Source organism: Enterovibrio qingdaonensis (assembly GCF_028683135.1).
Classification (GTDB): domain Bacteria; phylum Pseudomonadota; class Gammaproteobacteria; order Enterobacterales; family Vibrionaceae; genus Enterovibrio; species Enterovibrio qingdaonensis.
Genome location: NZ_JAJUBB010000001.1, coordinates 36,344 through 60,696, shown reverse-complemented (window position 1 = coordinate 60,696; position 24,353 = coordinate 36,344). Strand labels below are relative to the sequence as shown.

At 45.8% G+C, this 24,353-nt stretch carries 24 protein-coding genes; 13 read left to right on the top strand and 11 right to left on the bottom strand.

The features are described from left to right. Positions 1-16 precede the first annotated feature (16 nt). From LRP49_RS00295 to LRP49_RS00285, 3 genes are all read left to right on the top strand, one after another. A complete protein-coding gene (locus LRP49_RS00295) occupies positions 17-928 on the top strand; it encodes an ABC transporter permease (RefSeq protein ID WP_274139408.1) in 912 nt (303 codons plus the stop codon). Next, positions 925-1,719 carry an ABC transporter ATP-binding protein gene (locus LRP49_RS00290; protein ID WP_274139406.1) on the top strand — a complete coding sequence of 265 codons (795 nt, stop codon included), beginning with the start codon at positions 925-927 and terminating at the stop codon, positions 1,717-1,719. The genes LRP49_RS00295 and LRP49_RS00290 overlap by 4 nt, the downstream gene beginning before the upstream one ends. 107 nt (positions 1,720-1,826) lie before the next feature. After that, positions 1,827-2,444 carry a LysE family translocator gene (locus tag LRP49_RS00285; protein WP_274139405.1) on the top strand — a complete coding sequence of 206 codons (618 nt, stop codon included), beginning with the start codon at positions 1,827-1,829 and terminating at the stop codon, positions 2,442-2,444. Between the two features lie 49 nt (positions 2,445-2,493). Here the strand turns inward: LRP49_RS00285 and viaA are convergent, their stop codons facing one another. Together viaA and LRP49_RS00275 are read right to left on the bottom strand one after the other, a co-directional pair. Then, positions 2,494-3,942, bottom strand: coding sequence for an ATPase RavA stimulator ViaA (gene viaA, locus LRP49_RS00280; RefSeq protein WP_274139403.1), 1,449 nt, complete (start codon positions 3,940-3,942; stop codon positions 2,494-2,496). Between the two features lie 9 nt (positions 3,943-3,951). Then, a complete protein-coding gene (locus LRP49_RS00275; RefSeq protein ID WP_274140074.1) occupies positions 3,952-5,586 on the bottom strand; it encodes an AAA family ATPase in 1,635 nt (544 codons plus the stop codon). A 461-nt stretch (positions 5,587-6,047) separates the two neighbouring features. Between LRP49_RS00275 and LRP49_RS00270 the strand changes: the two genes are divergently transcribed. After that, positions 6,048-6,866 (top strand): phosphate ABC transporter substrate-binding protein, encoded by an 819-nt coding sequence (locus LRP49_RS00270; protein WP_274139401.1) that lies wholly within the window; start codon positions 6,048-6,050, stop codon positions 6,864-6,866. Positions 6,867-6,927: 61 nt separating this feature from the next. Here the strand turns inward: LRP49_RS00270 and LRP49_RS00265 are convergent, their stop codons facing one another. After that, a complete protein-coding gene (locus LRP49_RS00265; RefSeq protein ID WP_274139399.1) occupies positions 6,928-7,779 on the bottom strand; it encodes a sulfurtransferase in 852 nt (283 codons plus the stop codon). Positions 7,780-7,900: 121 nt separating this feature from the next. Between LRP49_RS00265 and LRP49_RS00260 the strand changes: the two genes are divergently transcribed. Then, the gene (locus LRP49_RS00260) at positions 7,901-8,803 is read left to right on the top strand and encodes a lipid A deacylase LpxR family protein (RefSeq protein WP_274139397.1); all 903 of its coding nucleotides are present in this window, start codon (positions 7,901-7,903) and stop codon (positions 8,801-8,803) included. Between the two features lie 58 nt (positions 8,804-8,861). Here LRP49_RS00260 and LRP49_RS00255 read toward each other — a convergent pair whose 3' ends face one another. Next, positions 8,862-9,383 (bottom strand): NUDIX hydrolase, encoded by a 522-nt coding sequence (locus LRP49_RS00255; RefSeq protein WP_274139396.1) that lies wholly within the window; start codon positions 9,381-9,383, stop codon positions 8,862-8,864. Between the two features lie 458 nt (positions 9,384-9,841). Between LRP49_RS00255 and LRP49_RS00250 the strand changes: the two genes are divergently transcribed. From LRP49_RS00250 to LRP49_RS00240, 3 genes are all read left to right on the top strand, one after another. Beyond that, complete coding sequence (locus tag LRP49_RS00250; RefSeq protein ID WP_274139394.1) at positions 9,842-10,996, top strand: HD-GYP domain-containing protein; 1,155 nt, start codon at positions 9,842-9,844, stop codon at positions 10,994-10,996. A 127-nt stretch (positions 10,997-11,123) separates the two neighbouring features. Continuing rightward, positions 11,124-11,546, top strand: a complete 423-nt coding sequence (locus LRP49_RS00245; protein ID WP_274139393.1) for a DUF3010 family protein — start codon at positions 11,124-11,126, stop codon at positions 11,544-11,546. A 75-nt stretch (positions 11,547-11,621) separates the two neighbouring features. Then, positions 11,622-12,137 (top strand): methylated-DNA--[protein]-cysteine S-methyltransferase, encoded by a 516-nt coding sequence (locus tag LRP49_RS00240; protein ID WP_274139392.1) that lies wholly within the window; start codon positions 11,622-11,624, stop codon positions 12,135-12,137. Here the strand turns inward: LRP49_RS00240 and LRP49_RS00235 are convergent. Next, complete coding sequence (locus tag LRP49_RS00235; RefSeq protein ID WP_274139391.1) at positions 12,110-12,559, bottom strand: GNAT family N-acetyltransferase; 450 nt, start codon at positions 12,557-12,559, stop codon at positions 12,110-12,112. The genes LRP49_RS00240 and LRP49_RS00235 overlap by 28 nt on opposite strands. A 13-nt stretch (positions 12,560-12,572) precedes the next feature. Continuing rightward, positions 12,573-13,298 (bottom strand): sortase-associated OmpA-like protein PdsO, encoded by a 726-nt coding sequence (gene pdsO, locus LRP49_RS00230; RefSeq protein WP_274139390.1) that lies wholly within the window; start codon positions 13,296-13,298, stop codon positions 12,573-12,575. A 223-nt stretch (positions 13,299-13,521) separates the two neighbouring features. Here pdsO and pdsR point away from each other — a divergent pair, with 223 nt between their 5' ends. From pdsR to LRP49_RS00210, 4 genes are all read left to right on the top strand, one after another. Continuing rightward, the gene (gene pdsR, locus LRP49_RS00225; RefSeq protein ID WP_274139389.1) at positions 13,522-14,217 is read left to right on the top strand and encodes a proteobacterial dedicated sortase system response regulator; all 696 of its coding nucleotides are present in this window, start codon (positions 13,522-13,524) and stop codon (positions 14,215-14,217) included. After that, positions 14,214-16,400 (top strand): proteobacterial dedicated sortase system histidine kinase, encoded by a 2,187-nt coding sequence (gene pdsS / locus LRP49_RS00220; RefSeq protein ID WP_274139388.1) that lies wholly within the window; start codon positions 14,214-14,216, stop codon positions 16,398-16,400. The genes pdsR and pdsS overlap by 4 nt, the downstream gene beginning before the upstream one ends. A 71-nt stretch (positions 16,401-16,471) precedes the next feature. Continuing rightward, positions 16,472-17,083 carry a glutathione S-transferase family protein gene (locus tag LRP49_RS00215; protein WP_274139387.1) on the top strand — a complete coding sequence of 204 codons (612 nt, stop codon included), beginning with the start codon at positions 16,472-16,474 and terminating at the stop codon, positions 17,081-17,083. Between the two features lie 18 nt (positions 17,084-17,101). Beyond that, positions 17,102-17,770: a glutathione S-transferase family protein gene (locus LRP49_RS00210; protein WP_274139386.1), complete on the top strand. Its 669-nt coding sequence runs from the start codon at positions 17,102-17,104 to the stop codon at positions 17,768-17,770. Positions 17,771-17,831: 61 nt separating this feature from the next. Here LRP49_RS00210 and LRP49_RS00205 read toward each other — a convergent pair whose 3' ends face one another. Beyond that, the gene (locus LRP49_RS00205) at positions 17,832-18,179 is read right to left on the bottom strand and encodes a transcription initiation factor IIB family protein (protein ID WP_274139385.1); all 348 of its coding nucleotides are present in this window, start codon (positions 18,177-18,179) and stop codon (positions 17,832-17,834) included. 151 nt (positions 18,180-18,330) lie between these two features. Here LRP49_RS00205 and LRP49_RS00200 point away from each other — a divergent pair, with 151 nt between their 5' ends. Further along, positions 18,331-18,537, top strand: coding sequence for a DUF3283 family protein (locus tag LRP49_RS00200; RefSeq protein ID WP_274139384.1), 207 nt, complete (start codon positions 18,331-18,333; stop codon positions 18,535-18,537). Positions 18,538-18,573: 36 nt separating this feature from the next. On the opposite strand, the gene LRP49_RS00195 is transcribed toward LRP49_RS00200, so the two are convergent. The 4 genes from LRP49_RS00195 to LRP49_RS00180 all read right to left on the bottom strand — a co-directional run bounded on the left by LRP49_RS00195 (position 18,574) and on the right by LRP49_RS00180 (position 24,061). After that, on the bottom strand, positions 18,574-19,242 hold the full coding sequence (locus LRP49_RS00195; protein ID WP_078751896.1) for a class I SAM-dependent methyltransferase: 669 nt from the start codon (positions 19,240-19,242) through the stop codon (positions 18,574-18,576). Between the two features lie 194 nt (positions 19,243-19,436). Next, positions 19,437-21,056: a sensor domain-containing diguanylate cyclase gene (locus LRP49_RS00190; RefSeq protein WP_274139383.1), complete on the bottom strand. Its 1,620-nt coding sequence runs from the start codon at positions 21,054-21,056 to the stop codon at positions 19,437-19,439. Between the two features lie 257 nt (positions 21,057-21,313). Then, the gene (locus LRP49_RS00185; protein WP_274139382.1) at positions 21,314-21,979 is read right to left on the bottom strand and encodes a cupin domain-containing protein; all 666 of its coding nucleotides are present in this window, start codon (positions 21,977-21,979) and stop codon (positions 21,314-21,316) included. 141 nt (positions 21,980-22,120) lie between these two features. Beyond that, a complete protein-coding gene (locus LRP49_RS00180) occupies positions 22,121-24,061 on the bottom strand; it encodes a DEAD/DEAH box helicase (protein WP_274139381.1) in 1,941 nt (646 codons plus the stop codon). Positions 24,062-24,353: the final 292 nt, after the last annotated feature.

The following is a 24,353-nucleotide window of genomic DNA, read 5'->3' as shown; positions in this document are numbered from 1 at the left end:
CTAGGAGTAGTAGTACATGACCTCAATTGCCTTTTTTGGCACGCTGGAAGTAGGTCTGGTTTATGGCCTAGTAGCTCTAGGTGTATATCTAACCTTCCGAGTTCTGGATTTCCCGGATCTTACTGTTGATGGCAGCTTCCCTATGGGGGCTGCTGTCGCAGCAACGCTAATCGTCTCTGGCGTTGATCCTTGGATCTCTACGATTGCTGCGATATTTGCGGGTGCCGCTTCTGGGCTTATCACTGCATTTCTAACCGTGAAGTGCGGAATACTGAACCTGCTTTCCAGTATATTGACAATGATCGCGGCATTTTCGATCAACATTCGCATCATGGGTCGCCCAAACATTGCACTTCTCGGTGAAGAGACCATTCTCACACCGTTTGAAAATATGGGTATCGACCCGGTTTATGCGCGTCCCCTTGTTGTTTTCATCTTGGTGTTGATCAGTGCATGGTTTGTCGTTCGATTGCTAAATAGTGACTTTGGTTTAGGTCTCCGCGCTACCGGAGTTAACGCAAGAATGGTTCGCGCTCAAGGGGCGAGCACCGCGTTTTACACCTACTTTGGTTTGGCTCTTTCAAATGGCTTTGTCGGTTTTTCCGGTGCCTTATTTGCCCAAACAAACAGCTTTGCCGATGTCACCTCAGGTGTCGGTACGATTGTTGTTGGCCTTGCGGCCGTCATATTAGGACAAACGCTGATCCCCGGCCGAAAAGTTTGGGTCGCTGTTGTCGCCGTTATTCTTGGTTCAGTGCTCTATCGCTTAGCCGTCGCGTTTGCTCTTAGCTCCGGCATGTTTGGCTTGAAAGCTTCTGATCTCAACTTGGTTACTGCCCTACTCGTTGCGCTTGCATTGGTCGCACCTAAAGCGAGAGAGCAATATCAGAAGAAGAAGAAAATCAAAGAAGCGGGGGCAACAAAATGATTGAATTAAAAGACATTGAAGTCACTTTCAACCCCGGCACTGTGCTTGAAAACCGCGCATTGCGTAAAGTCTCGCTTACCGTGCCTAAGAACCAATTTTTAACGGTTATTGGCTCGAATGGCGCGGGTAAATCCACCTTGCTAGGTGCTATCAGTGGTGAAACACCTATGATAGGTGGCAAAGTTGTCATTGATGACATTGACGTGACACGTCAACCGGTCCACCAGCGTGCAAAACTCGCAGCACGAGTATTCCAAGACCCGTTGGCTGGTACTTGTGCAACACTCTCCATTGAAGAAAATCTCGCCCTTGCGTTTAAACGCGGTGGCATTCGTGGCTGGAGTTTGGCAACGTCAAACAAACGTCGAGCGGTTTTCAGAGAGCGTATTTCCATATTGGGATTGGGGCTGGAAGATCGCCTTGGCGACAGCATCGGCCTGCTTTCTGGTGGTCAACGACAAGCGGTAAGCCTCGTAATGGCGACACTTTCTGACAGTAAACTCCTGTTACTCGATGAACATACCGCCGCACTTGACCCGCGCATGGCAGCCTTCGTTATCGATCTGACCAAGAAAGTGATTACCGAGTTCGGACTGACCGCATTAATGGTCACACACTCTATGAAAGATGCACTGGCCTGTGGCGATCGTACCGTCATGCTTCACCAAGGTCAGATTGTATTGGATGTGAAAGGTGAAGAACGCGCAAACATGGACGTTCCTCACCTCTTAGAAATGTTCAGCAAGGTTCGTGGTGAAGAATTGGCAGACGACAGTTTGTTGTTAAGTTGATTTTGTCTTCAATACATAACAAAGAGCGGCTTGGGTCGCTCTTTGTCTTTTGTTAGCCTATAAGCATATCCACACAACATCGAGCTAGGAAAAAGGGAGGAAGTTAAATGGTTTCACTCGAATTTCTAATCACATCACTTGTGGTTGTCCTTATCCCAGGCACAGGCGTGTTGTACACGATTTCAACAGGATTATTTGTCGGTTCGCGAGCCAGTATTTGGGCATCAATAGGCTGTACAGTCGGCATCGTGCCTTCAATGATCGCCAGTATCACCGGACTTGCTATTCTAATCCACACCAGTGCTGTCGCCTTTCAAGTTGTGAAATATTTGGGCGTCGCCTACTTGCTGTTCATGGCATGGTCGATGTGGAAAAACAGCGGCGGACTGTCTGTTAAAGAAGAACAAAGTAGCCACAGTATGATGGGAATAGCTGTTCGAGGTTGTCTGATCAATGTGTTGAACCCTAAATTGACCTTGTTCTTTATGGCCTTCCTGCCTCAATTTATCCCTAGCACTCTGACTAACCCAACACCAATGATGCTGGCACTGGGCTGCATATTTATGGCCATGACATTTGTGGTATTTGTTGGCTACGGGTTACTTTCTGCGACAGTAAGAGAGTATGTGCTCAACTCATCTCGCATCACGACGTTATTGCAACGCGCATTCGCAGGGAGTTTTGCGTTGTTGGGATTAAAACTCGCATTTTCAGAACGTCAATAAGTACGCTGTATCGCGCAATAAAACAGCCCCGCTAATGCGGGGCTGTTTGTTAGAAGCGTTTTAGTAGCCTTCCCATTAGTGAAGGATGATAATCCCATACATGATCAAACATTTGCATCAACGCAGGGTTTCCATACTTTGAAAGATTGAGTGCATGAAAGCGATTATGTTGCGCTTTAAGATTATCCACTTTCTCTTGTACTTCTTTATCCTGCTCTGGAGCCATAAAGTCAGAAATTACCACCAAATCTGCATTTCTGTATTTGTCCGTTCCCATCAAATCTATTGAGTGAGTCAACACAGGAGCCAGATCTGTCCCACCGTGAAATGAATAGGAGAGGAAGTTCAACGCTTCTTTCAGCCCTTCTTCACCCGTGAGTTCGTAACTAATATGATCGGTTGAAAAAATCATCACCGTACATTCGCGTTCTTCACGAACCGCAATCTGCATTAGCGCATATGCCATCGCCTTAGCACATTGCTCTGGGTATCCACTCATCGAACCTGAAGCATCAACACAAATGAGAAATGGTCCTTTCTCAACATCGATTTGCTTACTTTCAGGTTTAAACGCTTTTACTTTTCGAAGTGAACGTTGCATACCTTGCATGCGATAGGTCAGCAACCTTTTGTCCGCAAAATGCTTATAGAACAAGATTTCCAGTGATGGCTCAGCGAGATAAATGGCTTCATTCGGCACAAGTTTATCAAGGTGGTCACTTTGATGAATTCCAACAATGTCGTCAGCGACATTATCAGCAGGCTCTTCCACCAGCTTCAATTCCTCTGAGGGAGAACGCTGCAAGGAAGGATCGTCAACATCACTCGCCATTCTTCCGAGTTTTTGAGCGATATCCTGAAGGTCTTGGTTGTCCTTGAGAAAGGCGACAAATTGCTTAAGCAACTCGACGTCAGTTTGTGTTACTTTGGCTGCGGCTAAATCCCACAGTCTACCGACCTTTTCAACCGTGCCTTCTTCTTGCACGTTTTCCAACGTTTTGTACGTTTCAATTCGCTGATAAAGCTCTTTTAGCAATCTCTCTTTATGCGCTTCAAGCTCTTTCTGTTGAGCGTCTTTTATAGAGCTAGCGAGGTGCTCATACCATTTGTTGCAGAAGTACGCCTGAAACATTGGCGTTTCTTGCGCTATGTTTTTTTCCAACAGACGCCGCGCTTCAAGATAGAAAACAGACTTCCCCTCAAGCTGCTTGATCATGCCTTTGGCGTTGTCTAAAAAGGATTGCTGGGACATTTGAACTGCCTCTTGATAAAGCTGCAATTCCTGTTTGAGATCCGCGGTAATACAGTCGTTACTTAATCGACGCTTTACGGAGTGACGCCACTTTCGAATATGGCGTCTCACTGCGGTCTTGGCACCCGGGCTGGTCTCTGTAAGCACCAATAGTTGGGGCTTTGCCATAACTTCTGTCACCGCATGCTCCAACATGCCGGTTTCAGCTAACATCATGCCGAGATGCAGTGATTCTGGACTCACCATAACATCTCCTTATTCAACGTATTCGGTTAACATACGAACGCGATAGGCGCTCTTTTCAAATTTGGTTGTTTGTCGTTGAAGCGTTTCTTCAGCATCAGTGATACTTGTTGCCAGCAACTCCAAAAGCTCAGAGTTAGCAAAATGATGTGGCAATGCGGCATTGAGTTGCGTGCGCGCCAAGCGAATCAAATGCTTTGACTCGTCGATCTTTTTAATAGCGACGTCGTTTCTTTCCTGCCAATCTTGAAAAGCCTGGGCATCGTTGTCGTCTACACCCGCAATCGCCACAGGTACAGGTCGGTTTGCGATGTCTTTGATCAACAATCGACGATCACTGTCTACATCAAATTTTAGTACACATAAATTTTCGTTCTTATTGACGTAACCATAAACGTCGCAAGGTGCACTTTTGATTTTCTTTTCAAACTCTGCAGCATCAACGTATACCCAACGGCTGTCCCCTTTTTCTTTCTCAGAAACTGAAGGGTTAGCTTCCAGCATGACCAGCTTAATCATATTTTTCGACATGTTGACGCTGTATCTGCGCGCATGAGAAAGATCGACCGCGAATTTTTCTTTTCGCATCGACATTTCTGTATCCATGGTATGACCGAGAGTCTCGTTAATGTCTTCGGCGAGCACTTTGATATCCTCCCCCCCTTCAGCGGCAACAGCGAGTGCTTCTTGCTGGTTAAAGCATACTTCTTGAGCAAAGCGTCGCATGATGCTGTTTACGACATTGCGAGACTCGGGACTGTGCCATAAGCACTCTTGTAGCAGCAGAAGATCGACAGGGTTTACCTCATTTCGACCATTGAAAAATGCGCTTGCTTTAAGTAAGCGGACGGCTTTTTTCCAGCGACGGTCGGAGACATAAAGCTCCTCAGTCGGGAATGCATGATTTCCGCTCTCTGCTTCACTTTCCAAGAGCATTTTTAATGCATAGATCTTTTCAAAAACGGAATCCGACAAAACAACTTGGTCAATTTGTCGCTGCCAGCGTTCATATTCTTCGGCTTTCACCGTTATCGACGGGTCAAGCTCAAGTGTTGGCTCAGCAGCATCCCCTACCAATAAACGCTTAAAGTTGTTCTTCTCTTGGATTCGATTAACAAAGATACGCACCAACATCCGGTCGTAAAGTGCGTCAAGGCCGCTATCAGGTTCAGGCAATTCATTGGATGCTGTTACGAGAAGACGCATAGGAACAGGTAACACTTCGCTGCCGTTTCTAAACACGCGCTCGTTAACAACAGTTAAAAGGGTATTAAGTATCGCAGGCCCCGCTTTCCAGATTTCATCTAGAAAGACCACATCTGCCGTTGGAAGATATCCATCTGTTAAGCGGACATATTTCCCATTATCTTTCAGCTCTTGAATCGACAATGGTCCAAACACTTCTTCCGGCGTGGAAAATCGTGTCATCAGGTATTCAAAGAAGTGACTGTCATCAAACGCTTTGATCAGTCTTTTTGCAATATAGCTTTTGGCTATACCCGGCGGCCCTAGCAAGAAAACACTTTCACCGCTCAAAGCAGCAAGCAAGCAAAGACGAATCGTATTTTCCCTCTCATACACACCGTTTGATAACGCGTGCACAAGCTTCTGAATGCGCTCAGGAAGTAAAACGTTATTCGTCGACATAGCAATTTTATTTGTCACACTGCTGCTCCATTTTGCTCTATCAACAATATGATTTTAGTCATAACACACTGTTAATAAATTGTAACCATTAATATCTTCTTACATGCTGTATATCATCTCAACTTTGACCCGTTCCACCCTTAAACCAATGTTTTCACATTTGCAGACCAGAATATAACCAAACTTTTGCTTGCAAAAACTGCCTATAAAAATCAATGAGATCTCTCGAATAGCCCAATAACTCTGGCTTTAATGACACGTATTCGAACAATTGCCAGCTTCTGCTTCTTTCTTGAACAGCTCAACTCTTCTCCCAGTAATAGAAATACGCCTAATAGCAGTAACACAAAAATAATGTGCTTAATCATTACCTTGTGCTATTTCGCAATATCACATTAGTGTCATATTGCAGTCATAAAATTGGCCCGCTTTTTAGCACTCAATAACTAGATGGAGAAAGTATGTTGTTTCGCTTATTTGCGCTGGCATTCAGTTTTATTGTCCCTTTTGCCAACGCCACGTCTGAAGAGCGTCTGACGTTGTCAGGCTCTACATCAGTCACTTATTTAATTGATGTTTTGTCGGAACATTATGAGAAAGAGACAGGAGACACTGTCGAGGTACAAGGCACAGGCTCCTCTGCGGGCATCTTAGCCGTAAACAAAGGCATCTCTGAGTTAGGTATGAGTTCACGCTACTTAAAAAGTACGGAGCTCATGCCAGACCTGAAAACGCATGTTATTGCGTATGATGGATTAACCTTGGTCGTGCATCCTGAAAATCCTATTGTGTCCCTGAGCTCTGCACAAATAGCTGATATATACCGAGGTAAAATCACCAACTGGAATCAAGTGGGTGGCGAAGATCGTAAAATTGCAGTGGTTTCTCGTGAGTTGGCTTCAGGCTCACGCTATTCATTTGAAACGTTTATGGGGCTGACCCGTATTTATAAAGGTGAACAAGTTTCAGACATCAGTTCATCACTGCTTGTCGTTAACGCGAATAGCATGGTGAAAATGCTGGTTTCTAATAACAAACACGCGGTTGGCTATATATCTGCGGGTTCAATTGAGCCGTCAGTGAAATCCATTTCTGTTGATGGTGTTTCTTATAGTCTTGCGAATATGGAAGATGGCAGTTACAAGTTGTCACGCCCCTTTCTACTCCTTCATAAAAAAGGCGAGCTTTCAGAAATCACCCAAGATTTCTTGGATTATGTTTTGAGCGAAAAATCTCAAAAACTTGCGGGCGATATGGGTTTCATTCCTGCGATCCGATAACGGCAGCGCAATAAAAAAGCCTTCTCTCTAGAAGGCTTTCTTTTATATGAACGCAGGGTGTTTATTTTCCACTGACAATGGGCAACTCATGATCACTTCCCCACTCCGTCCATGAACCATCATAAACAGTAACAACATCACCTGACGCATATTCAGCGGCTATCGCAAGTATGCATGCTGTAACACCTGAACCACACGAGGCAACATTTCGCTTGCTGTCGCTTAATGCGCTTTCAATAAGCATCTTCAGTGTCTCTGCGGATTTGAATTTACCCGCTTCAAGTAATTGCGCAAACGGCAGGTTAACAGCATTCGGCATATGGCCACTTCTTACTCCTTCTCTAGGCTCAGGGACTAAGCCTAAAAAACGTTCATTGGGCCGAACATCAATCACATTAACGGTGCCGTTATTAATCCCTTCAAGAAGTTGAGATTTGTCAATCACACGTGTTTGGTCGAATGTCGCTTGGTAATTCGTTGGCTCTACTCGTGTAGGTTCTGACGTATCAATCTCTCCGTTAGCATGTTCCCATGCTGGTAATCCACCATCTAACACGAAGACATTCTCATGCCCCATAACCTTGAACATCCACCACACACGTGGCGACGAAAAAATGCCTGCCGTGTCATAAACAATGACCGTATCTTCGTTGCGAATGCCTAGCAAACCGACTTCTTTGGAAAACGTATCAGCACTTGGCAACATATGAGGCAATGAAGAAGGCTTATCACATATACGGGTGTCGTAATCAAAAAATTCGGCACTAGGTATTCGCTTTCCTTTCCATTCACTTAGCGCGTCTCGTGGCGTACCTGGCATAAAATAAGTAGCATCCACGACCTTAACAAAGGGTTCATTTAGATGGCTTTTCAACCAATCAGCCGTTACCAACACGTTATTTTTCAGTTTCAAGTCACTCTCCTTAACGACGACTATCGCCACACCACAATGAATGGTTTAGCATTGGCTCCATTAACGATGAAAATCACCCGTTTAGCAATAAAAACGACCCGTTTTTTCTCCTAAGGATGTTATGTTTACTCGCAGTTTTCTTGCCGCGGCAATCCTCGCCGCTCCGCTGGTCAGCTTTCCAATTCACGCGGCCACGGTTTCCCTGTCGGTAGACAATGATGGGATATTAGGTACAGACAGAGAATACACCAGCGGTTTATTTTTGCGTTGGTCATCTGACCCAAGCACTATTGGATATAGTGTAGAAATTGGTAATCAGATGTGGACCCCTTCTGATATTGAAGTCGCCACACCACAAGCGAATGAACGTGCTTACGCCGGACTTCTCTACCTCCAAGGACGCACTTATCACCAAAATGATCTTAACGCCTATAAAGCGGGTTTGATGGTAGGCACGGTAGGACCAAATTCAATGGCAGAAGAAGCACAAGATATTGTGCATACCATTGTTGGTTCACCCGATCCGCAAGGATGGGATTATCAGATTGAGGATGAATTCGTTTACCAGTTGAGCTTAGAAGCTCACCAACTTGTCTCTCGTTCGTCACTCGGTGAATTTAGTGTCTACGGTCGCGGCCAAGCGGGTAACTACCAAAGTGAAGCGGCTGTGGGTGGTACATATCGCTATGGTTTAGATTTGGGCAGCACTCTGGGGTCAACCACTGTCATTCCTGGCAACATTGTTGATGTGAGTATGCTTAGCCACAGCTCTCAAGGTATGTTCTTGTTTGCGACGCTGGAAGCACGCTATCGCTTCAACGACATCACTCTTGACGGTGACAAACCCGCTGCAAACGCTACCACGACGCTTGAAAATACGCAGGGAGCACTTTCGACTGGTTTAGCTTGGTACACTCAAAGTTGGGGTGCCACACTTGCCGTAACGATGGAATCTCAGCAGTTTGAAGAGTCAAAGCGCAACCACCACACCTTCGGCAACGTGACTGTATTCTACCGCTATTAAGTTTCTCTCCTATCCTTGCCGGACATGCAGTCTGGCAAGGAATATCTGCCGATACCGTTTAGCTAACGATTGTCACTGCAATTTTCTCTAGCAAGAAAATCTCACGCTCTAATGAAAGACCCTGCTTATCGCTCGTTTCCAACGTGTGCTTATTGTGGGCGATGGCTTCATGGATGTTTATCCAAACAGGTCGCATGCCATTTTTTACTTCATATTCTTCAAAGGCGACATCACCTAACTCTTCATCAATTTCACAATAGAAGCAGTGTGAAATCATGTGCATCACGTCGAAATCAGGCTTATACCATGGTCGATATTCTTCGTAAGAACCAAAAGGGATTACATTGCGAATATTTTGCGCACCAGTCTCTTCTTGTAGTTCGCGGATCATACCATCGACCTCAGTCTCTCCGTCATCGACGCCGCCACCCGGTAGGGAATAATCATGATAACGCTCGGTATAAAGGAGCAATATGTCTTCGCCACGCAGCACGATCGCGCGCGCAGCACGACGATGAAACGTCGATTTGCCGTCTAGTGGGAAAACGTCTGGATGCATGGCTGTTTTGAGAGGTTGCATTGAACTGGCCTGTTACGCTACTACAGATAAAAAACAACGCGCACTCTATATAACGCTCGCGCTTACAGCAACCTGAAAAGCCGCCTTTTTCCGAAATCTTTAGTAAGGCCTTGCGTTTTTAAAACATGAAAATAGAATACAGCACACCTTAACGATGAAATTGTTTGTTTTGTCGGCTAAGGCGAGCGCATTTATCATCGTGCGATACAAACTAAAACTGTTTTTTTTCAATAAAGTAGCATCCCGCACTTACTCCATATAATTAAGTTTATATAGTGATGCATACGGATAAACTGCAACAAACTCATTGCTTTGTCTTTTAAAACCAACAAAATCTCGTATTTTGTATATAGTTATATTCATAACTATATGCATTTTCGCTTTCAAATTGCGAAACCCAATTCGAATAGTAAACACGCAAAGCCAGCCAAAGAATATTGTATACGGAGCCCACATCAATGCTGCAAAAAGTCGCCATTGATAACGTTGAGATAGGTATGTACGTCGAGCAAATCGAATCTCAACATGCCCGTACAAAGATGAAAAAACCAGGCTTCATCCGTCGCCAAGAAACCATAGAAAACCTTCGCAACAAAGGCGTGATTTTCGTTTACGTCGATGCGGATCAAATCACATCAGACGAAGATCTTCGTTATCAGGCAACCAAGGTTGGAAAACACTCATCAATTAAAGGAAATGATGAGTATGGCGCAGCCAAGGAGTTGGTTGATACCTCAAAAAAACAACTCAGCAAACTTCTAACCGCAATTTACGAGAACAAGCCCGTCGATATCGAGCCCGTCAAAGAAGTGAGTGCCGATATAGTAGAGAACATTTTTGAGCGAAAAGACGCAGTACTGTGGATCAGTGGTATTCGCGAAAAAAGTGCTTATCTTCTCGAGCATTCAATGAATGTGGCGTTTCACTTGGTAAATTTTGGACGTTTTCTAGAATTCGATAGAGAGACACTGGAAGAACTAGCGATTGGCGGTCTGGTTCACGACATTGGCAAAATTCTGGTACGTGACGAGGTACTCAACAAGCCAGGCAAGCTAACTGATGAAGAGTTCCTGCATATGAAGGAGCACCAAACTCTCTCTCAGCCAGTTCTCGACAGTATGCTCGACCTGCCTCAGAACAGTAAGAACGTGAGCCTTATGCATCACGAAAAAATAGATGGTAACGGCTATCCCAAAGGGCTAAAAGGCGATGAACTCCCTCTCATTGGCCGAATGTCATGCATTGTGGACATCTACGACGCACTCACGGCTGAGCGCTGCTATAAACCTGCGCTTTCACCTTCCGAGGCATTCAAAATCATGATTGGACTGACGCCATTTCACCTGGATCCCGACTTGCTCAAGAAGTTTATTCGCTGCATCGGATTCTACCCGATTGGCTCAGTGGTTGAGTTAAGCAATGGCCGCGTAGGATTAGTGTGTAAGGAAAATCCCGACGATTTGATGACGCCAACCGTTAAGCTATTTTATTCAGCAAGAACCGAAGCGTTTAGAGAAGTGGAGTATGTCGATCTTCGAAAACGTCCCGACCTTAAAATTATCCGTGGAATCACCGAAGCCAAACTGAAAAAATCATTCAGCGACTTCCGTTAAACCATCTACAACAAGCACCATTTCTGCACTAAATTCCGTCAGTCGCACGTTATTCTCATGTTATTGCATGACCAACCGTCTTGGTTTGCTTATAATGTTTCGCTCATTTACATGTGGAATAAGAAAAATGCGAGTTTGTGGCGTCGACTTTAAAAGCAATGAAGCGAATATCTGTCTAGTAGATCTAAGCCAAGGCCTGTTTGATGTGCCTGATTGCCGTGCACGCAAGTTCACCATCACTGATGGCGCAAGCACTGAGCAAATCCGTTTGTTCCAACGTCAGTTTTTTAAACTGATGGAAGACTACAAAGTGGACAAGATTATTATCCGCGAACGCCCAATGAAAGGTAAATTTGCTGGCAGCGCAGTTGGCTTTAAAATGGAAGCAGCACTGCAACTGATCGAATCTGTCGAATGTGAAGTCTTCACAGCATCAGAAATGAAAGAATCTATGAAACGCAACCCAATCATGGTTTCAATGAAAGAAGTGGGTCTGAAGCAATTCCAAGAGCCTGCATTCCAAGTTGCATGCGCTTACTTGAACAAGTAATCAAAAAGAAACAGGCCGCATCTCGCGGCCTGTTTTCTATCTGCCCCTACTCCGCCTGATCATAAGGATGTTTTCATGGCCAAGTATCACTGCACCTATTCTTCCCCGCTTGGCACCATCACACTGACAGCGTCAGACAAAGGGCTGACCTCGCTCTCTTTACCTGACTTTAAATACGATGTTCCCGTGACAGAGGCACATGTTCATGACAAGTCGAAATTTAACGATGTCACCGCGCAGCTAGACCGCTACTTTTCAGGCGAGAACATTGCTTTCAATGTCCCATTAGATTTTCAGGGCACTGCATTCCAACAGGCAGTGTGGACACTCCTACAACGCATTCCGGTTGGTGAGACACGCAGTTATGGTGAGTTAGCACATTTGCTCGATAAACCCAACGCCTCACGCGCTGTCGGAGCTGCAAATGGCCAGAACCCTATCGCAATAATCGTACCCTGCCACCGCGTCATTGGAAAAAGTGGAAAGCTAACGGGGTATGCCGGGGGATTAGATGCCAAGGCTTGGCTATTGAAACACGAGCAAGCCATAGCATCAGATAACTTTCAACTTGCCCCCACCAGCACACGATGAGCAAGAAGTTTGATAAATCGAAGCGGTGTAATGCGGTACCCTAGATGAAGATAAAACCCATGGGCTTCCTCCCGACTAATATGGCTCGTTACTTCAATGCGCAGGCAATGATTACGTTTTAAAGATTTCTCTGCACATTCCAGCAATTGCTTACCAATACTCATGTCTCTAAAGTTTTCATCGACAGCAATTGCCGATATCCTCCCCCAAGGCATGTCGTCATGCACTACGTCAACTACATGATAAGTGACAAAACCCACCACTAAATTGCACAGTTCAGCCACCATTATCCCACTCGTTTCTCCTTTCATTACGCGTTCTATGCGTCGCTCAGTCTCTTCAATTGTTGAGGGATAGCCGAGTGTTAGGCAGAGCGCATTGATGCGCTCCGCGTCTTCTACCGTCGCTGGTCGAATATCCATGGACTGCTCCATATCAGTGGTTCGCTGTTTCTGTCGCGCCAGATACAGAGCGCAGGCTTACACGGCGGTCAAAAAAATAGCCTTCACGGTCACCATCCGTTTCAATGGCTAATTGATCACCATATGCCGTCGCACTCAATTGCACAGGATCGACACCTTGATCTACCAGATAATCAAAGACGGCTTGAACGCGACTTTGTGACAACGTTAGATTGTAATTCTCATTACCACGCACGTCGGCATGCCCTTCCAAATCCCAATGAACATCCGGTTGCTGCTGCATAAAGAACGCAACCTCATCGAGTTGTTTCTGGAAGTGAGGTTCAATCTCAGATGAATTCGTGCGGAATTGAATATCCATCGCCAGATCCAACTCGACGTTGCGTTCCTGCATTGCCGCTTTCAGAGTTGCCAGCTCTATTTCATTTTCAGCGTACAGCTCTTTGAACGAATTCAAGCGGTGATTTTCATCCTGCATCTGGCTGATTAACATTTCCTGCGATTTGTTTTCTTCCTCAAAAGTCGCGACCTGACCGATGAGGCCACCGACTACCGCACCAGCAACTGCACCAATAGGTCCACCAATGACGGCTCCAAGAGCCGCACCACCACCAAAGCCGATTAGACCAACATTTGAATCACTCTCTTGCTGTACACGCTGTTCTGTCGCGTGAGCACTCGACATCACCATTGGGACCACGAGGGAGATAGCAATAAGCGTTTTATTTAGATTTTTCATTTTGATTTCCTCATCCTGATTGGGAGTGGGTGTCGTACCCATGTCTTGTTTCGATGAGATTATTAAACCAAGTCAAAATGGCAGGGATTGGGAGCAATAATGGCAATGTGCAGGGCAATTGTGGCAAAAAAATGGCTTTTACCTCAATTCTCTGAGAACCCCTTTTTCCATAGATATTTTGCGGTATAGTCGTTCTATCTACTGTTTGATTAATTGAGTAAAAATGAAACGCATCGCTATCGTTGAAGATGAACCTGCCATCAGAGAAAACTATGCTGACGTTCTGAGAAAGCAAGGTTATGCCGTATCAACCTATGCCAACAGACCTGACGCAGAAGATGGTTTCAAACAGCGTCTGCCCGATCTCGCCATCATTGATATCGGGTTGGCAGATGAAATCGACGGTGGTTTTCACCTTTGTCAGTCTTTAAGGGCGATGTCGGCAACACTTCCGATCATTTTCCTGACGGCAAGAGACAGTGATATAGATACCGTGGTCGGTCTCCGAATGGGCGCGGATGATTACCTGACAAAAGATGTTTCTCTTCCCCATTTGATGGCGCGAATTGCGGCACTTTTCCGACGCAGTGATCTTCTCAATCAAACCACTGCTGAGACGGAATCAATTTTGGAGCGCGGGAAACTCCTGCTCGACCTCAATCGTATGCAAGTCTCTTGGGACGAAAAAACCGTCGATCTCACCGTCACGGAATTCTGGCTCGTCCATGCATTGGCTAAGCGTCCTGGTCATGTAAGGAGCCGACAGGATCTGATGCAAGAAGCACATGTCGTCGTAGACGACAGCACAATTACCTCGCATGTTAAGCGTATCCGCAAGAAATTCATCGCGTTGGATTCTACCTTTGACCATATAGATACGGTCTACGGTATGGGCTATCGTTGGGACAGCTCAAAATGACAGGTTTGGTCTCCCGTGTCTGGCATGTATTTTCAGGTATTAGAACCAAAATCGTGCTGTTATCAGGACTATTACTCCTTCTCCCTCTCATTGGTTACAACTATGTTTGGGAGCTGGAAAATGTGCTGAGGCAAGGGCAAGAACAAACCCTCATGGGATCTGCCCGCGCGTTTTCAATGGCACTCAATCAACAACCCGAGCTTTTTGATCGACAACTCAATACCAAACCTAGGCTTGAAGAAGGGAAAGATCTTTATGCTATCGCCTTGCAAAGCCCAATCGACTTGGATGGGTCCGCATTAGATTGGCAACGGTACCGTGCCCACACCGCACACTATCGCGATCCTTATGTGTTATTTAGCCGCACACCCTATAACGACGATGATGTTAACTTCGATCTTTCTTTAGGAAGCGACGGACATGATGTTTACGCGCTAATTGAAATCAGAGACAAAAGCCCCGTCCTTCAACGCAATAACGCCGACCGCATCGACCGCAACGATCATCTTACGATCACGTTAACGACCCCTGAGGGTGAACTCAAACGCTACGCCATAGCCGCTAAAAAAAGTGGTAAAGCGGATGTTTATCTCATCGGCGATGACATTTCAGATTACGAACACAACTTTTTATCCGAGGCGATCAAGGCATGGTGGCAAGAGACGGCGACAGGTTACACCATTGAACTCTCGCTGCCCGGGTGGTTGATTGGCGAGAAACTCAGTATCGCCTATTACAATGTGAACGATCGCTTTAATCGAAACGTCGAAACCATTATCGCAACATCAAACCCGCGCAGCGCAGAAACGCTTGGTACTTTCCTTGTTCCGTCACCTCAAATTGAGAAAGTGCTATCGGGTATGGAAGATGGCTCATCTGTGGTGTGGGTCGTTGACAAACACGGTCGAGTACTCGCAAAAGCCGGTGATCTTCAATCTGCGAATGGCGTTTGGGAAACAACCATTAAATACCAAGACACTCCCGAAGGCATGATGGGCTGGCTACAAACGCACATACTCAACCCAATTTACTATCAGCTACTCGAACGTCCTCCCGAGGAAGTAGTTGATGAGATGCAAAATGCCGCCATTGTCCGAGGCGTAGATGTTCAACAAGCATTATTGGGTCGCCCTTACGCCAACTGGCGCGTGACACCCGAGCAGGGAGAAATGATTTTATCCGCGGCATACCCTATCAAAGTTAACGGTGATGTCATTGGTGCCGTCGTGGTTGAAGAAACAACGAAAGGCATAAAGACACTGCGAAACAAAGCACTGGAGCAGCTCTTTAATGTGCTTTTAGCGGTGATTTGTACCGGTGTCATTGTGTTACTTTTGTTTGGTTCTCATATCTCACGTCGAGTTAGAAAACTGCGTGATGATGCTGAAAGTGCCATTGACCCACAAGGCAGAGTTAAACACCAGTTAGAACCCATTTCGAGTGCGGATGAGATTGGTGATTTGTCCCGAACCTTATCGACCATGGTGACACGCCTTTCGGACTACAACAGCTATTTGGAGAAAATGTCTTCCAGCTTGTCACACGAGTTACGAACCCCAGTCGCTGTTGTTCGCTCTTCGCTCGAAAATCTGTCATTCGTGACTCAGGATGAAGATCAACAACGGTATATTAATCGCGCGCAAGAAGGTGTAAGCCGTCTGGCGACAATTCTATCAAGCATGACAGAAGCAACGCGGCTAGAACAAAGCTTTGAGCATGCAGAAAGCGTCTCGTATCCATTAGAAAAAGTCATAGAAGGCTGCGTTCAAGGGTATGAATTTGCTTATCCAGATCAGGCGTTTACACTAAAAATAACTGAAGGTAGTTATACATCGAATGGTGTGCCTGAATACATTGCCCAGCTTCTCGACAAGCTCGTCGCCAATGCCGTGGAATTCAGAACGCCCGGAACCAGCATCGAGGTGTACCTAACGCAGCGTAAAAACATGGCGGTTGTCACGGTTTCCAATACCGGCCCCCTACTCCCTGAAAATATGGGAAATCAATTGCTCAACTCTATGGTCTCTGTACGTAGTGAGCGCCAGAAGTCAGATAAACCTCACTTAGGGTTGGGATTGTATATTGCAAGATTGGTGGCTGAATTCCATGGGGGCAGCTTAGCAATTTCAAATCGCACCAACCAAGAAGGTGTTATCGTCACTGTCCTCCTTCCACTGGTATAACGTATAACCAAGTGCGTGAAGTTTCACTTTGTGTACTTGGTTCTTTTGATCACAAAGACAGGGAGCGTTGAATGAAACTCTACGAAAAAGCACCCGCACCAAGCGCAAGGCGTGTCAGCTTGTTCCTCGCAGAAAAAGGGATTGATATTCCTCGAGTAGACGTTGATATCCGCGGTGGAGAAAACACCACGGGTGATTACAAAGCCAAGAGTATTAACGGACGCATCCCTATGCTTGAACTCGACGACGGCACAACGATCTCCGAATCTATGGCGATTTGTCGTTATATCGATGCTGCATTTCCATCTGATCACAACTTGTTTGGCACTACGCCCGTTGAAATCGCTCAAATTGAAATGTGGAATCGCATCGCCGAACTCCAAGGGTTGTTTGTATCGTTTCAAGCTTTCAGAAATATTTCAGGAATATATAGCGATAGAGAACGTTGTGTTGAAGCTTGGGGCGAAGAGTCAAAGCAACGAATCATAGAGTTTCTTCCTATACTCGAAGACCGACTCTCCGAATCCGCTTACTTAGCTGGTGATGGCTTTTCGGTTGCGGACATTACCGCTTATGTCATGTGTCAGTTCATCAAGAATATGGACATTCACATTGATCACGACTATCCAGCATTGACAGCGTGGGTAGAAAAAATCAATCAGCGCGACGCGTTCAAAGACTAGTCGAAAGGAACGATTACCATGATAGAGCTTTATACTGCTGGAACGCCTAATGGTTTTAAGGTTTCGATTGCGTTAGAAGAAATGGGCTTACCCTATACGCTCCATGCGTTAGATCTAATGGCTTTGGATCAAAAAAAACCAGAGTTTCTCGCTATCAACCCCAATGGACGCATTCCCGCAATCATAGACCGTGATAACGATGATTTTGCGGTATTTGAATCGGGTGCGATTCTCCTTTATCTCGCGGAAAAAACAGGCATGTTTTTGCCGGAAGATCCAAAAAAACGTAGCCAAGTTATTCAATGGTTGATGTTTCAAATGGGCGGCGTTGGCCCCATGATGGGACAAGCCAACGTATTTTATCGCTACTTCCCTGAGAAAATTCCCGCGGCTATCGAACGATACCAAAAAGAGGGCCGACGCCTTTTTGAAGTCATGAACAGCCAGCTAGAAAACAACGCGTATCTCGCCGGTGATGAATACACAATTGCAGATATTGCCACTTGGCCATGGGTCAGAATCCACGAGTGGAGCGGTGTTGATATATCAGGATTAACGCATTTGCAGCGTTGGGTTGATGAGCTGGCGGAGCGACCCGCTTGCCAGAAGGGAATCCTTGTTCCGCCTCCTTCGGAGTTATCCGATGAAGAGCGAGCTAAACAGATTGCCAAAATGGTGACAAAGTAACACGTCCCCCTTCTCGATACGTTTCTATAAAAACGAAAAAGCCATCCTCAGATGGCTTTTCTTATGCTTCTTTAACAAATTCGATAAACACTTGGTTATCCGAGTATTCAACTTTTGATACTGTACCATCGACAACGAAAGACGTCTTAATCAAGATAGGGCCACCCTGTTGGGCTGGCTTACTGTTTTTGAGGCTCGGCAATGACAGTTCGGGATCCAGCCCAATCTCGTTGCAGAAACGATATACGAATCCTTTCTCCATTGGCACGTCACCTCTGAGAGCTTTTGAAAAGTCGAGCTGACTGATACCCAATCGCTTTGCCATTTCTATCTGGGTGATACGTAATTTCGCTTTATACGACATCCAAGCATCATAAATCGTTTGACGATCGTGATAGGTAAATTCCATGTTTCCTCGCGTGAAACCTATCTATTCAATAAAGCCATGTTATGTCAGCGACCTATAATTTGTGTCAGTAAGAGGTAAGGTGACAGTAAGCTCTTGTCGTTTGTCGCACTCTTCGCTATCGTATCGCCGTCATTTCGAAAAGAGATATCCCATGAGTTACAACCTCGCCTTGCTACCCCCTGCAGAAAAACAAAAAATTGAACTCGATAAACAGGCTTCCTATGCTGTTTGGCAGGTAAAAAACTCATTGGCAGATAGAAGTACGCTTGCTGCTCAGGCAAAGGCGATTTCCGATGAAGATGAGCGCGCTCACTTTATTGACTGCGTCGAGAAATATTCAAAAAAAATGGGGCTATAAGCCCCATCTCTTCAATTCATCTACTCTGCCAACCCGTTACCGCTTAGTCAGTAAGGCCACATATTTATTGCTATCATCGCAATACACAATTCGGCAGTTGAAGTTTCTGCTGTCAGCGATTTGACGAAGCGTTGACATCCCGATATCAAACCAAGGCACTTCTTCACTGACACGTCCATCAAACTCAAAGGTGAGATGACGTGTGCGATAACCTTCATAACGTAAATTTTCAGAGCTTAAGATCAATCGTCCGCCCGGATAAAGATTGCGATGCGCTAAATCGAGGAAATGGAAAAAATTTCGGATGTTTCCAAGCTGACCCACCACGCCTCTTAGCGCCAACCATGTAAACGTTCGATCAAACATCGGGTGCTGATCAAACAAATGACCGCAAATAACAGAAGGTACGCCCCGTTGATGCATGATCGCACAAGCAATGGGAGAATTATCAATAGAAATGACTTTGATGCCTTTTGCAACGAGAAACAGTGAATGCTCTCCGCTACTGGCTCCAATGTTTAACACACTTCGTCGACAATATGACAGAGCGATTCGATCCGTGGCGACATCTTCCGGACGACGAAAGAAATCAGACGTTGGGATCACGGACGTGCCATTGTTTTCCCTAACAATGAGCTTTCCTGATTTATTGCCATTGTAATAGCTGGCAAGTGCGGTTCCGAATACTTCTACTACGCTCTGCATGGCGAATCCCTCTGTTATTCAACTAAGAGAATACGCCGATGCAATACAGAGATGTGTCTCATTTTAAAAACAACCGAAACATATCAGCATAAAGTTCTAATACTTGTTTATACACTTTTGAGGGCCAGACGTTTGGGTGTAAAGAAGTACTCAATACGTCAATGTGTTACTAAACCATACAAATATACGAAAGCTCACACCGTTCTAATCGACGGGTAGCGAGCACGTTTAAACTTACGCTTGTTTTCATACATAGAGCCATCAGCACTGCTTAGCCATTCTTCTACCGAATCAATTTCAGACGTCAATTCGACAGCCCCTAGGCTCAATGAAATTCTCACTTCATCCGGCAAGCCAGGTGACGTAATTTCACCGCTCAATCTTTCTAGGATTTGAGGCACTTCTTTCTGCGCAGCATGTCTCAGGATAACGACAAACTCATCACCACCTATGCGCCCAGCAACATCTGTATCGCGAATATTACTGGTCAAATGGTCTGCGATTGAAATTAGTACGCGGTCTCCCACTTCATGGCCGTAGGTATCGTTGATCGCTTTAAAGCCATTCGCATCAAAATAGACCAAAACGGAAGGCTTACCATTTTGAGTATATTGATGATAGGCGTCCTCTACATCGGTCATGATGGCATGTCGAGATTTAATGCCTGTTAATGAATCAAAATCCACCAGATCACGTAGCTTTTTGGCCATGACCATCATGGTGTCACGCTGGTCGATCTCATACGTAATATCAGTTAGCGTTCCAACACGATAGATCAACTCGCCATTACCATCGAATACACAATGCCCGCTATCTCGCACGTGCTTTACTCTATGATCAGGGAAAACGAGACGATAATTAATACTCCAGGACTCTGTCGAAGACGAAAACCGCATTTCAGCAGCAAGTTCCCGATCATTCGGATGAATCCTATTTAGGAACGAGCGAGGGTCTGTGTAAAGTTTGTCGACAGACTCTTCCCAGATCGTGGCATAGCATTTGTTTACGTAAAGAAGACGCATTGGATCGGAAGCCGATATCCACACTACCGAACTTACATTTTCAGCGATTGCGCGGAATCTACGTTCAGAGGTAGAAATGACTTCTTGAAGTTGCTTCTCTTCATGAATATTGACCACTGCAACAACATACAGTTTTCGGTCCTTCGCTGCGCTAACTTGCGTGACAAACGTTCTAACCCAAATCTGATGCCCGTTTTTGTGTATGTACCTTTTTTCTACGCTGTAATGGCTTTCATCGTTCTGCGAAAGGCGAACACGTAACGGTTTTTCCGAATTGGCATCAGAACAAAATGAAATGTTATCCTCTTTCGCTCCTATAAGTTCATCAAGCTCATAACCAACGAGTTGGCAAAATGCTGGGTTGATCTGCTCATAACGCCCCTGATCATTCACAATCGCCATACACATAGGCATCTGATCTATATCGATCTTCGACGTAAAGGTGTCGTAGTAAGGTGAAAATGCTGCAACATAAAGGGGATTGGGAGACGAAGACGCGATGGAAACCGTCATTAAATGATTAATGCTTTGGCCTTTTAGTCTCAGGATGTTTCGATAAATCGTATCGGTTTTAGCATTGATAGCGATATCAAAAAACCGTTTTACGTCGGCCCACTGGCCGCGAGCCATGCATCCATCTAACGTGGCAATTTCGTCAGAGACGACTGAACGGAGAAGGTTAAAGCCCTCACCGTTAATATGAACAATTTCCCCATGCTCATTAATAAGCAGCATAGGCACAGGTGCCAAATCAAAGTATGGCAACTGACTCGGGCTTTGACTCTTGAACATCCTGATTGGCCGCATCCTGATAAAACTGTAAAACTGAGTGCATGCTCTTCCTAAGGCATTTCACTCAAGCAATATACTAGCGGCATGTCAGACAGACATTTGTCTCATTGTTACGTCTTTCACGTACATATTAGAAAAGCGACTGTTTTGTTTAAACACGAACGATTAACGCAGTTACGGGATTAATTAACAAGGTCGCCACTTCACTTGTGTTACAACGTAACCCTTTACTGGTCGTTATAAAAGTAGATATGGGGTCAGAGTTGGTGCGGATAAGGGAGGTGACCCACTTTCACCCAAAGTAGTGTATCTTCCATCGCATAGGGATTGTGCTCAAACATATGTGGGTTTCTTATCCACGTACCTGCGGGGTAACGACCAAACTCATCGCGGTACTCCCCCTCCAAAACAAACACCTCTTCTCCACAAAAGTGGGAAATCGAGAAAAAATGTTGTGCCGCAGGCCATCGAATCATGGCAACTTGTTCGCCATTAAACTCGTGCAGCGGTAGCATTCTCAGTTTCCCTTGAGCATCAATCCACCCCTCTTTTGCAGTGGTATCAATGCGGACAGAATGCTGATCATTCGAAGAGAACTGTTGGAGTTTCACGAATATGGTGCAACCTTCAACACTATAAGGCGAGTGAGAAGACCCTGGCGGATTACGAATATAAGTACCTGCCGGATACTCACCCTTCTCATCTAAAAATGTACCGGAGAGTACAAGAATTTCTTCACCTAACGGATGTTGATGCTTAGGAAAGGAACTATTGGGAAGGTATTGAACAATACTCGTAGCGCGTCCACGCTCTGCATGTTCTCGTGACAATGGCTTACGCATCACGCCAGCACTGGGTGAGGCTTGCCATTCGAGCTCATTCGTGTTGATGATAACACGTTTATCAAATTGCATATTCAGCATAAAGCAGTCCTCAAAAAGGAACGCTGAATCAGAAATATAGCAATATTAATGGATTTAAAACGTCCCAAACGTTAGAACCTAAAGGTATCCATTTCTGGGAGCTAAAAAGAAAAAAGCCGGCTTTCGCCGGCTTTTCAGGGATTACGCTTCGGTATGGCGACGCTCACCACGGAATGAACGTTGTTCACCGCCACGGTCACGGTTGAAACGACGCTCGCCGCGTTCACCGTTACGCTCTCCACCACGCTCACCGCGATCGCCACGATGACCACCACGATTGCCTTCACGGTCACCACCACGTGGACCACGTGGGCCACGGTCGTCAAAACGACGGTTACCGTTACGCTCACCACCGTTGTTGTTACGACGACGAGGTGGCTCCATGTTCACATGGCCTTCAACCAATTGTGCATCAGTCGCTTTTTGGCGAATGCGCAGTTGCTTCAGTTGACCCAGGATCTCTTGAGGCATTTTCTTCGGCAACTGAACATAGGTGTGACCTGTTGCCAGTTTGATTGAACCGATGAATTGTTTCTCTAGGCCCAGTTCGTTCGCGATTGCACCAACGATGTCTTTAACTTGTACGCCTTGGTCACGACCAACTTGTAGCTGGTAAGTATCCCAATCTGCAGCGTTGTAGCTACGACGCTCGCCACGCTCACCACGGTTACCGTCACGAGGACCGCGTTCGCCACGCTCACCGCGCTCACCACGTTCAGTGCGACGACGGCTTTCACGCTCAAGTGCTGCAACCATTGGATCTGGACCATGGTAGAACAGTGGGCGTTTGCCTTGCTGACGTTGAAGCAGCATTGCTGCTAGCGTTGCAGTGTCAACTTCGATCTGCTCTTGCAGTTTCTCAATCAGACCTACAAATGCTTCCAAGCTTTCTGCTTCTTTCTGTTCTGCCAGATCAGCAGCCAGTTTAGTCAGACGAGCTTCAGCTACTTTGTCACGCATTGGAAGTTGGATTTCTTCCATACGGGTAGAAGTAACACGCTCGATAGTGCGCAGCATACGAATTTGGTTAGTACGAACCAACAGGATCGCTTTACCAGCGCGACCTGCACGGCCAGTACGACCGATGCGGTGGATGTACGACTCAACATCGAATGGGATGTCGTAGTTAAATACGTGCGTGATACGCGGAACATCAAGACCACGAGCGACAACGTCAGTCGCAACCAGAATATCGATTACGCCACGTTTGATATGATCAACGGTGCGCTCACGAAGAGACTGAGGAATGTCACCGTGAAGTGCTGCAGCTTTAAAGCCACGAGCAGACAGCCAGTCAGCCAGACGCTCAGTATCCTGACGAGTACGTACGAATACGATAGATGCGTCAGTTTCTTCGGTTTCAAGAAGGCGAGCCATTGCTTCGTCTTTCTCTACGCCTTTAACAACCCAGAACTGCTGCTCTACTTTCTCAACAGTACGGTTGCTACCTGCCACGTCGATACGCGCAGGTTCACGTAGGAAGCGATCAACGATTTCTTTAACCATTGGAGGCATAGTCGCAGAGAACAGAACGCGTTGTGCTGTCGCTGGTGCTTGCTCCATGATCCAAGTTACGTCGTCAACGAAACCCATCTTCAACATTTCATCTGCTTCATCCAGAACGAAAGTATGAACTTCGTCCAGTTGAAGACGTTCGCGGTTGATCAGGTCTTTAACACGACCTGGCGTACCCACAACAATGTGTGCGCCGCTACGTAGTGCGCGCATTTGATCAACGATCGACGCACCACCATAAATTTCAAGAACCTTCAGTCCCTGGATTTTCTTACCAAGCAGTTTCATTTCTGCTGCAACTTGGATCGCCAGCTCACGAGTAGGCGCCATTACGATGGCTTGTGGTTTGTGCTGGTTAAGGTCCAGTTTGTTCAACAGAGGTAAAGAGAATGCAGCGGTTTTACCCGTACCAGTCTGTGCTTTACCCAGTGCATCAACACCGGTCATAAGAACAGGGATAGAAGCCGCCTGGATAGGAGTTGGCGCAACAAAGCCAATCTCATCAAGAGCGGAAAGGATGTTTTCAGCCAGTTCTAGCTGGCGAAATTCAGTAACAGTATCTTGCATTGGGATCCCAATATATAGACAAAAGTAACGGGGCCCCTTCTAGCGGTTTTGCACTGTTATTTCTCACTGATGCAGGGTCAAAGTAACTAAAAACAATGACGTCCTACTCTCTGCAACAGTAACTAACGCTATGGGCCTCGGCAATAAGGGTCAGCATTCTGCGCCACTAAACTAAAAAAAGCCAGAAAAAATTGAACAACTTCACAATTCTTTCTACGACTGCTGACTTTTTGACTGCAAACGACTAATTACGCAACGATTCGCTGTTATTTCATGCGGAAATTCACGTTAA